This window comes from Cryobacterium sp. N21 (genome assembly GCF_002929575.1).
In the GTDB taxonomy this organism is placed as follows: Bacteria; Actinomycetota; Actinomycetes; order Actinomycetales; family Microbacteriaceae; genus Cryobacterium; species Cryobacterium flavum.
The window spans coordinates 32,233-44,784 of record NZ_PJJQ01000024.1 but is presented as its reverse complement, the minus strand read 5'-3'; the positions used below and the strand labels follow the sequence as shown (position 1 = coordinate 44,784).

Genomic DNA, 12,552 nt, shown 5'->3' with positions numbered 1-12,552 from the left:
AAGGAGACATTATGCGTCGACGTTTGGGCCTGCTCGCGCTGGCAGTTGTCCCGTTTATCGCACTCGCTGGGTGCGCCTCAGGATCCGATGAAGGAACGTCAGCGAGTGGCGACACCGAGTTTGTGAAGAACGACCCGCTCGTCATCGGGTACTCGGTCTACGACCTCCAGAACCCCTACTGGCAGGCGTGGGCTGCCGGTGTCAAGGCGGCTGCGCAGGAGAACGGCGCGACCCTGGTCACGGCCGACCAGAAGAGTTCCCAAAAGGAGCAGGTGTCCGGAAGCCTCGACCTGATTAACCAAGGCATCTCAGCGCTGATCATCACGCCAGTGCAGCCGTCCGCGCTGCCTGCCACAATCGACGCGGCGCACGCCGCGCAGATCCCCGTCGTCATCGGCGACATCGGTACCGCTGGCGATTACGACACCTATGTATTGTCGAATAACTACAACGGCGGCGAGCAGGCCGCGCAGTACCTAATCGATCAGGCTGGCAGCTCCACCGACACCAAGAAGGTCGGAGTCATCGAGCTGCACGCCGGCTCGGTCGTCGGCGAGGAGCGCGTCCAGGGCTTCAAGGATGCTCTATCGAAGGACAGTCGCTTCGATGTCGTCGCCAGTCTCAGCGGCAATGACACCGTTGACGGTGGTTACTCCGCCGCCCAGGATATGCTTTCGGCGAATTCCGATCTCGACATCATCTACGCGGCTAACGACGCCTCCGCCGTGGGGGCTCAGCGCGCGCTCGAGACTGCGGGCAAATCGATCGCCAACGGCTTCACGCTCGTCGGCTTCGACGGCAACGACGACGCGCTCGGGTTGATCGAGAACGGCCTGATGTCCGCTACCATCGCGCAGGACCCCTACGGCCAAGGCACGGCAGCGGTAAAGGCCGCGCTCGCGCTCCTGAACGGCGAGGACCCCGGCTTCTCCGACCCCGACACCAAGACGGTGTTCTTCCCGGTCGAGGTCGTGACGCAGGAGACTGTCGTCGACTTCAAAGCCGGCCGCGCCAACCGTTAGTCCTAACCTGAGGAGAGGACAGCTCATGACTGCCATGCTCGCTGTCGAGAACGTCGTGCAGCAATACCCCGGTGTGCGCGCCCTGAAAGGGGTGTCGCTTAGTCTGGACGAGGGCCGCATACTCGCCCTCGTCGGCGAGAACGGGGCAGGAAAGAGCACCCTCATCAGGATCCTCGCGGGCATCGAACAGCCCGTCGAAGGCACCCTGCGACTCCGCGGAGAGATTCGCCGACTCACTAACTCCGCGGAGTCGCAGGCGGCCGGGATCTCGGTCGTCAGCCAAGAATTCCGGCTCGTGCCCCAACTTTCGATCGCAGACAACATCATGCTCGGCCACGAGCTGAGAACCGCAGGAGTCGTCAGGGCTAGAGGCACCCGGGCCCGCGTAGGGGAACTGCTCTCCACGCTCGGATTGGACCTCAACCCCGACCGGCTAGTCGGCTCTCTGACCACGGGTGATCAGCAGATGGTCGAGATCGCGAGGGCGCTTTCCCGCGACTTCGAGGTCCTGATTATGGACGAGCCGACCGCAGCGCTCAACCGCGCGGAGATCGCACGATTGCACGGAATTGTCCGGCGACTGGCCGCCCAGGGCAAGACGATCATGTACGTCTCGCACCACCTCGACGAGGTTTTCGACCTCTGCGACGAGGTCGCTGTGCTGCGAGACGGATCCCTTGTGCACCGGTCCTCGACCAGTGAGCTCGACGAGCAGACCCTGATCGAGCACATGCTTGGCCGAAAGCCGCAGGTCTTCGGACGTGCCGACGGCGCCGCAACCGCCAACGATGCGCGCCTAGCCGTCGACGGACTGTGCATCGGCGGCTTCGAGGAGCCCTTCTCCCTAACAGTCGGAGCGGGAGAGATCGTCGGACTCGCCGGACTCGCTGGCTCGGGTCGTGGCGAGCTCACCCGTGCTCTGTTCGGCGACCGCGCTGTGCTCGCCGGAAGCATTTCCATCGACGGCGAAACCGTGCAGGTGCGTTCCGTACCTACGGCGATACGCGCCGGGATTTACATGCTCAGTGAGGACCGCAAAAGTGAGGGCATCCTTCCTCACCTCGACGTCACCGAGAACATGATGGTCTCCCGCGACCCCAAGTCGGTGTCTTGGTGGCATCGCGTGGCCCCATCTCGACACGAAGAAGGCGACCTATTCGAGGAACTGCGCCGCGAACTTCGCATCCGCGTGCCGAACGGTCGCCAGCTCATTGGAAATCTCTCCGGAGGGAACCAGCAGAAGGTCCTGCTCGGCCGTGCTCTCCAGTCCGGCTGCCGCGTCCTGCTGCTCAATGAGCCCACTCGCGGCGTCGACGTCGGTGCGAAACTCGAAATCTACCAGCTGATCCGCCGCCTAGCCACGCAAGGCGTCGCCGTGATCGTGTCCAGCTCCGACGCACCCGAACTCACCGCGATCTCTGATCGCTGCCTCGTGTACTTGTCTGGCCGGCAGACCGCAGAACTCCTCGGATCGGACATCACCGAGGACAACATAGTCGGCGCTTCCGTAGGGCAGATAGCCGTAGGAGGAACTCATGGTTAATGCTCCCCAGCCTCTTCCGATGGATGTCATCACGTCGGCCGAACAAGAGCGCCGCGAGTCTGCGCGCCGCGGCGACCGCGCCGCCCGCCGGCAGAGCATTCTGCAGAAGCTCGGAATTATCATCCCGTTTGTGCTGGTGCTTCTGGCCGGGATAATGCTCGTGCCAAGCTTTCTGAGCACTTCCAACATCACAAACATGCTTGTCGACGGCGCGATCCTCGCCATCACCGCGTACGGCATGACGATGGTGATCGCCCTGCGCGGCATCGATCTCTCGGTTGGATCCACCCAGGCAGTCGTGGCATGTGTGGCTGCGGTATCCGTAAATGCTTGGGGCCTCCTGCCCGGCGTCCTCGCCGGCATCGCCGCAGCAATCATCCTCGGACTGGTCAACGGACTGATAGTGACCACGTTCCGCGTCCCGGCGTTCATCGCTACACTCGCCACTCTGGGTATCTTCCGAGGAATCGCGTTGCTGTTCACGGGTGGAGCTCCGATCATGATCACCGACGCCGCGTTCCGTTCCATCGCAACGTCGTCAATCTTCGGGATCCCCGTACCGTTCATCGTCGCCGTGCTCGTTGGGGCCGGATTCTGGTTCGTCCTAGACCGGATGCGGTTCGGCAAACACGTCGTTGCCGTTGGTGGCAGCCCCGAATCCGCTACCGACAGTGGTATAAAAGTCAAGCGCATCGAGCTCATCGCGTATGTCGTCGCGGCCGCAGCGGCCGGCGTCGCCGGTCTGCTCTTAGCTAGCCAGCTCGGCAGCGTCAATGGGTCGCTGAGCAGCGGACTCGAGTTGCAGGCCATCGCAGTGGTCGTCCTCGGCGGCACAAGCATGGCCGGGGGGCGAGGCAACATTATCGGTACGTTCCTGGCATCGCTGCTACTGGCGATGATCAACGCGGGCCTGAACCTGCTCAACGTCCCGTCGTTCTACCAGTACATCGCCCTCGGCATGCTCCTCGTCTTCGCACTCAGTCTTGACAGCGCGCAGCGAGCTGCCGTCCGTCGCGTCTTTGAAGGGAAAGTGGCGTGACCACTACCACACCAACCATCAAAACCGAGGCCAAAGAGGCGGCGACCAAGACGTCGGTAACCTCAACCATCCTCAGCTTAATCTCACACCAGTACCTCCTTGCTGTTGTCGTCGTCGCATTCGTCGTGGTCGGACTGATCCAGCCGTCGTTCTTCAATGCGGGCAACGTCCAGAACATCCTGTTCGAGACCGCCTTCGTTGGGATCGCAGCGTGCGGAATGGTGCTGCTGATCACCGGCGGCCTTCTCGATCTCTCGGTTGGCGGTGTTATCGCCGTCAGCGCTATAGCCGTGGGAACCGTCCTGCCGTACACCACCATCGGACTAGCGATCCTGATCGCAGTAGTGATCGGCGCGGTCCTCGGGCTGGTGAATGGTCTCTTGGTCAGCTACGTCAAGATCGCGCCCTTCATCGCAACCCTCGGAACGCTCTACCTCTTTCTCGGCGTCGCGTTCATCTGGACTGGAGGCCAGGTCGTTTCCGTCACGTCCTCAAACTTCCGTGCGCTGACAACTGGATCCCTCGGGTTACTGCCGTACCCGTTCCTCACGCTCATTGCGCTAGCACTGCTTACCTATTTCATACTGTCCCGTACGTCGTTTGGTCGTACGCTGCGCGCCATGGGGTCTAACCAGCGGGCCGCGGAACTGGCCGGCATGCATGTGAACCTGACCAAAGCGATCGTGTTTATGGTCGCCGGGGCTTGCTTTGCCCTCGCCGGCGTTTTTCTGGCTGGTCGGCTTTCGTCTGCCGAGGCGAACATGGCCACGGGCATAGAGATGAGCGTCATCGCGGCAGTCGTGGTCGGAGGCACGTCGCTGCGTGGAGGACGAGGAACCGTCTTCGGAACCGTCATCGGCGCAATGCTATTCGCCGTGTTGTCCAAGTCGCTGAACATGCTCGGAGTCACCTCGTATTGGCAGTACATCGTCACCGGCGCTGTTCTCGTCGTCGCCGTCGCCATTGGAGCGCGCCGCCGGTCCGCTGCCGAGGTGCGAGGAGCAGGCTGATGGCTACCCCCGCGCCGCCAGCCATGGGCGACAACGTCCGGAGGCTCGTCGGCAGCCCGGCACAGCTTGTTCGGGTCGACCGCGCCCAACTCACCGACGGGCCCGCCGCCGGAGCCCCCATTCTTATCGTGCGTAACCCTCGAGGTGTCTCTTTCGAGGTTCTCCTAGACCGCGCGATGGACATCGGGTGGGCTGACGCTTTGAGTCTGCCCTTGGCGTGGAGTGCACCGCGCGGCCGTGTCGCGTCGATTCGCAACGAGCCCTCCGGTGTCGGCTGGGTGCGCACCTTCGGTGGAGGCCTGCTCACCACCTGCGGGCTTGCATCCACCGGTATGCCCTCCACGGTCGACGGTTCCGAGTACGGCCTCCATGGCCGCATCGGCCACATTCCCGCCGAGAACGTGACGTGGCGGTTCGAGATCGACGAGTCAGGTCCCCTGATCGAAATTACTGGTGAAGTCGTCGAAGCGGCACTGGGCGAGCCCACGTTGCGACTGACCCGCGTCATCCGAGCTTGGTGCCAGAGCCCTGTCATTGAAGTAGAGGACGTCGTCACCAATGACGGGTTCGTCGACGCTGGGCACATGTACCGCCACCACATTAACCTCGGATATCCCCTCGTCGATGAGGGCTCATCATTGTCGACGGACGCGGCCGCGTTCGCTCGCCGAGGGGGAGATGCTGCCCAGCCGCTCCCCACGATGCGCATGCCCGTCGCCGACACGGCCGTCGACGAGAGCGTCACCTATGCGCGGAGTGGACCGACCGGATCACTGATCGTCAAAGCCCCCCACCACGGTGTCGCCCTCACCATCGAATGGACCACGGCGACATTCCCCCTGCTGCTGGCGTGGCGGGACGCCAGCCCTGGCATCAACGTCCTCGGCATCGAACCCTCGACCTCCCGAGACGACGGACGGGCGGAAGCCGCCCGAACCGGAGAGCTCATCACTCTCGCACCCGGTGAGACCCGCACGTACCGCACCCGCATGTCGCTGCTTCCGCTCATCGGCAGGCAGCGATGACCGAATTCCTGCCAGGACGAAGTGAGAACCAGGATATGACAGCACGTCAGGACAGCGTCCGCGAAACGATTGAGTCGGGCCGTACAGCGCTCGGGATCGAGCTGGGGTCGACGCGCATTAAGGCGTGCCTAGTCGACGCGAAGAATCCTTCGAAGGTGCTCGGGGTGGGAAGCCACGAGTGGGAGAACCAGTTCGTCGACCGCCTGTGGACGTACTCGCTCGAGGCCGTGTGGGAAGGTCTGCAGGCGGCGTATGCAGACCTCGTGGCCGACGTCTACCGTCGTTACGGCATCCGCCCGACGACGTTCGGGGCGATGGGCGTCTCGGCAATGATGCATGGCTGCCTCACATTCGATGCGCAAGGAGAGCTGCTGGTGCCGTTCCGCACCTGGCGCAATACGAACACCGGTCCGGCGGCGGCGGAGCTGACGGACCTGTTCGGGGTGAACATCCCGCTGCGCTGGTCGATCGCGCATCTGCATCAGGCTGTGGTTGATTCCGAGCCGCACATCGGGCAGCTGGACTTCTTCACCACGCTCGCCGGGTACGTGCACTGGAAGCTCACCGGGCGGAAGGTCCTCGGCGTCGGCGACGCCTCCGGCATGGTTCCGATCAACCCGGCGACGAGGGACTACGACGCGACCATCGTCGCTCGGTACGACGATCTCGTCTCGGACAAGGGCATCCCCGCGCTCATACATCTCTTGCCCGAGGTATTGCCGGCCGGCTCAGCAGCGGGCGATCTCACTGCGGCGGGTGCGGCGCTGCTCGACCCGACTGGGGCGCTGCAGCCGGGCATCCCGTTCTGCCCACCTGAAGGTGATGCGGGCACGGGAATGGTCGCGACCAACACGGTCGCGCCCCGCACAGGCAATGTCAGTGCTGGCACGAGCATCTTCGCGATGGTGGTGCTTGAGCACCCGCTGGAGCGAGTGCATCACGAACTCGACCTTGTCACGACGCCGGCCGGCGACCTAGTCGCGATGGTGCACTGCAACAACGGTGCAAGCGAGCTCGCCGCGTGGGTGGGCCTGTTCACCCGCTTCGCCGCCGCATCCGGTGCCTCGGCAGACAGCGACGCTGTGTACGAGACGCTGTTCCGAGAGGCGGTCGGGGGCGAGGCGGATGCGGGCGGCCTGCTCGCTTACAATTACCTGGCCGGCGAGCCGATTGCCGGGCTCACCGAGGGGCGGCCGCTGTTTGTCCGCACGCCCGACAGTCGACTCACGCTGGCGAACATGATGCGCGCGCAGCTGTACGGAGTATTCAGCACACTGGCACTCGGGATGCGGGTGCTCGCGGGCGAGGGAGCCGAACTTGATCAGATGTTCGCGCACGGCGGCATGTTCCGCACTGCCGGGGTCGCGCAGCGATTCCTGGCAGGGGCACTGGATGCGCCCGTGAGCGTAGCCGAGACGGCATCCGAGGGCGGCCCGTGGGGCATAGCAGTCCTCGCCGCGTACCTGCGGCACGCGGACGTGAACCTCGAGACGTATCTCACTGATCTCGTGTTTGCAGGAGCACGGTTCGACACCGCTGCACCCGACCCCGCCGACGTTGCCGGCTTCGCGACCTACCTCGACCGGTACCGCTCCGGTCTGGCCGTCGAACGTGCGGCCGTCGAGTCCCTCGCCTAAGTGAGCCACACCCCCGAAGGAAAACCTATGATTGACACCCCAATTCCAGCCGAACTGCAGGAGACGATCGACCGCATCCGCATCGATGTCGCTGCGCTGCACGCTGAGCTGGTGCGCTACGGGCTCGTCGTCTGGACCGGCGGAAACGTCTCCGGAAGAGTACCGGGCGCCGACCTTTTCCTGATCAAACCGTCGGGCGTTTCCTATGACGACCTCGCGCCCGAGAATATGATCCTCTGCCGCCTCGACGGCACCGTCGTCGACGGCACGCCCGGCTCCGACCGGTCCCCTTCCAGCGACACCGCGGCCCACGCGTACGTGTACCGCACCATGCCCGAGGTCGGTGGCGTCGTGCACACCCACTCGCCGTACGCGGTGGCTTGGGCAGCCGTGGGCGAGCCAATTCCGTGTACGACCACTGCGATGGCGGACGAGTTCGGCGGCGAGATCCCGATTGGTCCGTTCGCGATCATCGGAGACGACTCAATCGGACGCGGCATCGTGGAGACCCTACGCGACCACCGCTCCCCGGCCGTTCTCATGCGAAACCACGGCCCGTTCACCATTGGTCTGGACGCGCGCAGCGCCGTCAAAGCCGCCGTCATGGTCGAAGACGTCGCCCGAAGCGTCGCCTTCGCCCGCCAGCTCGGCACCCCCATCCCGATCATGCAGCCCGCGATCGACTCCCTCTATAACCGCTACCAGAACGTCTACGGACAGAACCCGACAGAATCGCGGGCCTAGTTCCGCAAACCAATGAATCACGAGAAATACAGTGCTGTGGGCGGCTGCACCTCAGCTCCCATATGGATGGTCTGCTCTCAATCCGCCTGAAGAGGGATTCAGCGCGAGTGAAGTCGACGCGGCGCCTTGCAAACCAAAAATTCAGGCCAGACGACCAAGTACTTCGACTAGGGACAGCTGCCCCAGAGTCCCGCGTCAGGTTGAATGATACGCGTGAACGTAGTTGTGCCGGGGTTACCTCCGCTCGAATGGGCCAATGAAGAGGGTTCGGTTAAGGCGCACGGCCATGATGTTCTCGTCCTCGCAGCTGCTGCAGGCACCGATTGGACCAATGACGCATTCGGAGGTCCTCAGCAGCAAGCCGCACCATTGCTCGGCTTCGTCCCGACGGAAGACTTTTCGCTTTCGGCACGCACCCGGGTCCGGACCGAAAGAACAACGTTCGACGCTGCCGTCCTGGCGATATGGGGCGACCACGGCCATTGGGCCAAACTCTGCTTTGAGTATTCGCCCCAAGGCCAAGCGATGGTCGTTTCCGTTGTGACGAACGAGTACTCGGACGACTGCAACTCAACGCTTGTTTCCGAGGGCTCGGTCTACCTTCGCATTATTCGATCTGGGAAAGGCTGGGCCTTTCACTCATCCACTGATGGTCACGACTGGGTCTTCGTGCGTGTCTTCCGGCTTGCCTTTGACGGGCCCGTGCGCGTGGGTTTCCTCGCGCAAGCACCGATGGGGGACCGGTGCATAGCTGAGTTCGACAACATCAAGTACAGCACCAACGTTCCGGCGGACCTCCGAAACGGGAGCTAACAATCTCACCAGATTTGCCGGCGAAGGCATGTTTCCGACGGTGGCAGTCGACAGGTTCAGTGTTCTGACACCCGTCGAACAACTCTACTTTCGCGTTGAGAAATATTCGTTTAATGATTAATTTCTATCGGAACACTTTCTTAACTACGTGGGTGAAGTAACGAGAGTGTCCTAGCGGTATCTCTTCATCAGCCCGTCAAGCTACAGCTTCACGTCGTCAGACGGCGGCTACGCCGGCACGATTCCAGCAGTTTTATCCTTGCGATGATGAAGGTGTTCTTGGTCGGAGTCGGGCTCGCAGTCGCGGAAGTGCTCGTTCCCTTCGTCGAGAACTGCGGATGAGAGGAGAGTTCAGTGAGTGATCCGCACGGCGCCAGCGTCGCCGTCCATGGTGCTGGAGTCGGCTTGCATGCTGGACCTCACGAGTGCGTTCATCACCACCAAGCACGTGCTTCCGCACATGCTCGCACTCGGCGGAGGAGCCATCGTGAACATTGGATCGATCGGCAGCATGCGCTACCTCGGCTACAACTACCCGATCTACTCGTCGACCAGGGGAGGGCTGGTGCAGTTCACCGTGAATGTTGCGCTGGAGTACGCGAGCCGAGGGTATCCGGCCAACTGCATTGCGCCGGGCCTGATCGAGACTCCGATGATGTACGAACAGATCGTGGGGAACTACGACTCGGTGGAGGACATCCTGGCCCAACGCAATGCGCTGAGCCCCACCGGGTCGATGGACGATTCCTTCGACATCGCTAACACCACTGTGAGCCTCGCCTCGGATGAGGCCCGCTACGTCAACGGCATCTACCTCCCTACGGACGGAGGCCTCACCGCGGCGGTGGCCCAGTAGCCGCCGCGGATCAACGACTAGCTGCCCGTCGCCTCCACCGCGTTCCCCCGCGCCACGAGCACGAGTTTCTCAAGGGATAAGACCACGTGGTCGGAATGGGCACGCAGCTCGTGCAGCGGCTGCGTGCCTGTCACCGCGAGGGTCGTGCATCCCGCAGCTCGACCGGAGATGAGTCCGGCCACCGTGTCTTCCACCACCAGACACCGCGCGGGATCGACCCCGAGGCGCCGCGCCGCCAGCAAAAACGGGTCGGGGCTCGGCTTGCCCGCATTCACATCGTCGAAGGTGATCATGTGCATGGGAAACGGCAGGCCGGCGGCGGCCAGCCGGGCAAAAGCCAGATTGCGCGTGCACGAGGTGACGATCGCCCAGTTTGCGGCCGGGAAAGAGCTCAGCAGTCGCTGCACACCCGGAAAGGCAATCACCCCGTCGGTGTCGTCCTCCTCCATCTGGCGCAGACGCGTAACGGCCGCCTCCGCTACATCCGGCGCCACGACTTCGCGCACGAGGTCTTCGGCCGGCCGGCCGTGCCCCTGCTTACCGAACGGATTGCGGATACCCAACTCGAGAGACCAACGCTCCCACGCCCGTTCCACGGCCTGGGTGGAGTCGATCAGGGTTCCATCCATATCGAACAGCACCGCATCGAATCGACTGCCCACCAGGCCCGAGAGCGCGGCAGGGGTGTGTGGGCTCACGTGGTGAGTCCGGGCAACACTACCGATTTCAGCGCGGAGGGATCGCTACCGGCCTTGAGCAAGGCCTCGGATACGTCATCGAGACCGAAGCGCCCGGTCACGAGTGAGTCCAGGTCGACCACACCGGTGGAGGCAAGTTCAATGGCGAGCGGCCAGGTGTTGGCGTACCGATAGATGCCGGTCAGTTCGATCTCGCGCATCTGAATGAGTGCAACCGGCAGTTCCAGATCGATCTGACCCATGCCCACGAGAACGACGCGTCCGCCCGAGCGCACCGCGCGAATGCCGGACTGGATGGCGCGTGCGGCGCCTGAAGCATCAATGAAGATGTCGACGGCCGGCGACAACGCGGCTACGTCTTCTGTCAGCGGATCGATGGCGCGGGTGGCTCCGAAACGCACGACGGTTTCGCGACGCTGCGCGACCGGGTCGGCGACGAGCACAACCGTGGCCCCGAACGCCCGAGCTACCTGCGTGATGACTACACCGATCGGGCCGGCCCCGGCCACCAGCACCTTGGAACCGGCAACGATCCCGGCCTTGCGGCAGGCGAAAATGGCCACCGACAGGGGTTCAATCAGGGCAGCGGCCTCATCACTGAGGGAATCGGGTACGGCGTGTGCGAAGTCGGACGGAATGACGGCGTATTCGGAGAATGCACCATCCGTTCCGGGAGCTCCGTAAAATTCCACGTCGGGGCAGAGGTTGTACTGGCCGATCTTGCAGTAGGTGCACACGCGGCAGGGGGTCTGCGGCTCGATGGAGACGCGCTCACCGATTCGTTCATCGGAGATGTCGGCCCCCACGGCCACAATCTGGCCGGCCGACTCGTGACCGAGGATAAGGGGGCCGTCGACCACGAGGTCACCGATGTGACCCTCGGTGAAGAAGTGTGTATCAGAACCGCACACGCCGATGGCGGTGATCTTCACCAGCACCTGGTCGTTGGTGAGGTTCGGTACCGGAACCTGTCGCACCTCCACGGTGCGCGGTGCGATGAGTACGCTCGCGCGCATCGAGGTGGGCAGTGCCTTGAGTGTTGGCTCGTAAGACATGGGTGTACTTTCCCACGAGGGCCGTCGGCCACCGTGTGCTGTTAGATGTTATTGCTGGGGCTCACCGGGCCGTAGTCTGGCGGCGACCCAGTGAGCGGATGCGGCGGTGTGCTTAAGGCTCGAGGGTGAAAGCCGATACGTACTTGGCTTCGTTCTCGGGAGTGATGATGAGGCAGTCGATGCTCTGCTTCTCGTCATCGACTCCGGTTTCGCCGGTCTCGATGTAGGACACGGCCTGCGCGACTGTGGCATCGACGACGCCGAGCACCGGCTGCAGAACCGTGGCAACGAGGGTTCCCGAGCGCACGGCTTCAACGGCGTCGACGGAACCGTCGAACGCGAGTACCTTTACCCGGTCGATCATGCCGGCCTGGGTAAGGGCCTCGATGGCGCCGAGCGCCATCTCGTCATTGCCGGCGATGACGCCGGTGATGTCGGGGTTAGCGGCAATCATGCCCTCCATCTTTTCTTTGGCCAGGCCACGCAACCAGTTGGCCGTTTCCGCGCCGACCTTCACCAGGTCGGGGTAACCGGAGATGACCGAGGCGTAGCCGTCGGAGCGAACCTTGGCGTTGTTGTCCGTTGCCGGGCCGATGAGTTCCACGTACGTGCCCGCGCCGCCCATCGCTTCCGCCCACGCTTCGGCCCCGAGCAGGGCGCCCTGGGCGTTGTTGGACACGATCTGTGATTTAGCGATCCCCTGTTCCGAGATCTCGGCGTTCAGGATGAAAACGGGGATGCCGGCATCCGTTGCTTTCTGTACCGCGGCCACGCTGACATCGGCGCCGGCCGGGTCGAGAATGATGGCCTTCACCTTGGTGCTAATGGCAGCATCGATGAGCTGGTTTTCGCGGTCGGGGTCCAGCTCGTGGGCGTTGACGGTGGCTTCATAGCCAGCCTCGATGATGGCTGCCTCAGCAGCATCGGCGAGCACCCGTTCATAGGGGCTGGCGAGGTCGACCGCGATCACGGCGATCGTGCCCTTTCCACTCTCGTCAGCGGCGGGGGTGGCGGAACACCCCGCGAGGGCGAAGACGGTGGCACCGATGATGGTCAATGTTGCAACTTTGCGAAACATTCAAAACCTTTCGAACTATGTGAGTGAGTGCT

12 protein-coding genes are annotated in these 12,552 nt (G+C 63.3%); 9 read left to right on the top strand and 3 right to left on the bottom strand.

Annotated elements, in window-relative coordinates:
- The first annotated feature begins 11 nt into the window (after nt 1–11).
- The 9 genes from CXY77_RS02445 to CXY77_RS02405 all read left to right on the top strand — a co-directional run bounded on the left by CXY77_RS02445 (nt 12) and on the right by CXY77_RS02405 (nt 9,689).
- Nucleotides 12–1,022, top strand: a complete 1,011-nt coding sequence (locus tag CXY77_RS02445; protein ID WP_104129565.1) for a substrate-binding domain-containing protein — start codon at nt 12–14, stop codon at nt 1,020–1,022.
- A gap of 25 nt (nt 1,023–1,047) precedes the next feature.
- A complete protein-coding gene (locus CXY77_RS02440) occupies nt 1,048–2,565 on the top strand; it encodes a sugar ABC transporter ATP-binding protein (protein ID WP_104129564.1) in 1,518 nt (505 codons plus the stop codon).
- Entirely contained in the window at nt 2,558–3,604 is a 1,047-nt protein-coding gene (locus CXY77_RS02435; protein WP_104129563.1) for an ABC transporter permease, read from the top strand. The genes CXY77_RS02440 and CXY77_RS02435 overlap by 8 nt, the downstream gene beginning before the upstream one ends.
- A complete protein-coding gene (locus CXY77_RS02430) occupies nt 3,601–4,614 on the top strand; it encodes an ABC transporter permease (RefSeq protein ID WP_104129562.1) in 1,014 nt (337 codons plus the stop codon). Before CXY77_RS02435 ends, CXY77_RS02430 begins: the two co-directional genes overlap by 4 nt.
- A complete protein-coding gene (locus tag CXY77_RS02425; RefSeq protein ID WP_104129561.1) occupies nt 4,614–5,639 on the top strand; it encodes a DUF4432 family protein in 1,026 nt (341 codons plus the stop codon). The genes CXY77_RS02430 and CXY77_RS02425 overlap by 1 nt, the downstream gene beginning before the upstream one ends.
- Nucleotides 5,640–5,674: 35 nt before the next feature.
- Nucleotides 5,675–7,276, top strand: coding sequence for a xylulokinase (locus CXY77_RS02420; protein WP_104129560.1), 1,602 nt, complete (start codon nt 5,675–5,677; stop codon nt 7,274–7,276).
- Between the two features lie 27 nt (nt 7,277–7,303).
- A complete protein-coding gene (locus CXY77_RS02415; RefSeq protein WP_104129559.1) occupies nt 7,304–8,020 on the top strand; it encodes an L-ribulose-5-phosphate 4-epimerase in 717 nt (238 codons plus the stop codon).
- Nucleotides 8,021–8,233: 213 nt separating this feature from the next.
- On the top strand, nt 8,234–8,833 hold the full coding sequence (locus CXY77_RS02410; protein ID WP_233197178.1) for a DUF1349 domain-containing protein: 600 nt from the start codon (nt 8,234–8,236) through the stop codon (nt 8,831–8,833).
- 358 nt (nt 8,834–9,191) lie between these two features.
- Nucleotides 9,192–9,689: an SDR family NAD(P)-dependent oxidoreductase gene (locus CXY77_RS02405; RefSeq protein WP_140425450.1), complete on the top strand. Its 498-nt coding sequence runs from the start codon at nt 9,192–9,194 to the stop codon at nt 9,687–9,689.
- Nucleotides 9,690–9,706: 17 nt separating this feature from the next.
- Here the strand turns inward: CXY77_RS02405 and CXY77_RS02400 are convergent, their stop codons facing one another.
- From CXY77_RS02400 to CXY77_RS02390, 3 genes are all read right to left on the bottom strand, one after another.
- Nucleotides 9,707–10,387: an HAD-IA family hydrolase gene (locus tag CXY77_RS02400; RefSeq protein ID WP_199181852.1), complete on the bottom strand. Its 681-nt coding sequence runs from the start codon at nt 10,385–10,387 to the stop codon at nt 9,707–9,709.
- Nucleotides 10,384–11,442 carry an NAD(P)-dependent alcohol dehydrogenase gene (locus tag CXY77_RS02395; RefSeq protein ID WP_104129556.1) on the bottom strand — a complete coding sequence of 353 codons (1,059 nt, stop codon included), beginning with the start codon at nt 11,440–11,442 and terminating at the stop codon, nt 10,384–10,386. Before CXY77_RS02395 ends, CXY77_RS02400 begins: the two co-directional genes overlap by 4 nt.
- A gap of 112 nt (nt 11,443–11,554) precedes the next feature.
- On the bottom strand, nt 11,555–12,520 hold the full coding sequence (locus CXY77_RS02390) for a substrate-binding domain-containing protein (protein WP_104129555.1): 966 nt from the start codon (nt 12,518–12,520) through the stop codon (nt 11,555–11,557).
- Between the last annotated feature and the right edge of the window lie 32 nt (nt 12,521–12,552).

What these genes read in the sequence shown, in the direction of transcription:
- CXY77_RS02415 (WP_104129559.1), top strand. Translation starts at nt 7,304, where the DNA reads ATGATTGACACCCCAATTCCAGCCGAACTGCAGGAGACGATCGACCGC.
- CXY77_RS02390 (WP_104129555.1), bottom strand. Translation starts at nt 12,520, where the DNA reads ATGTTTCGCAAAGTTGCAACATTGACCATCATCGGTGCCACCGTCTTC.
- CXY77_RS02420 (WP_104129560.1), top strand. Translation starts at nt 5,675, where the DNA reads ATGACAGCACGTCAGGACAGCGTCCGCGAAACGATTGAGTCGGGCCGT.
- CXY77_RS02435 (WP_104129563.1), top strand. Translation starts at nt 2,558, where the DNA reads ATGGTTAATGCTCCCCAGCCTCTTCCGATGGATGTCATCACGTCGGCC.
- CXY77_RS02440 (WP_104129564.1), top strand. Translation starts at nt 1,048, where the DNA reads ATGACTGCCATGCTCGCTGTCGAGAACGTCGTGCAGCAATACCCCGGT.
- CXY77_RS02425 (WP_104129561.1), top strand. Translation starts at nt 4,614, where the DNA reads ATGGCTACCCCCGCGCCGCCAGCCATGGGCGACAACGTCCGGAGGCTC.
- CXY77_RS02445 (WP_104129565.1), top strand. Translation starts at nt 12, where the DNA reads ATGCGTCGACGTTTGGGCCTGCTCGCGCTGGCAGTTGTCCCGTTTATC.
- CXY77_RS02395 (WP_104129556.1), bottom strand. Translation starts at nt 11,442, where the DNA reads ATGTCTTACGAGCCAACACTCAAGGCACTGCCCACCTCGATGCGCGCG.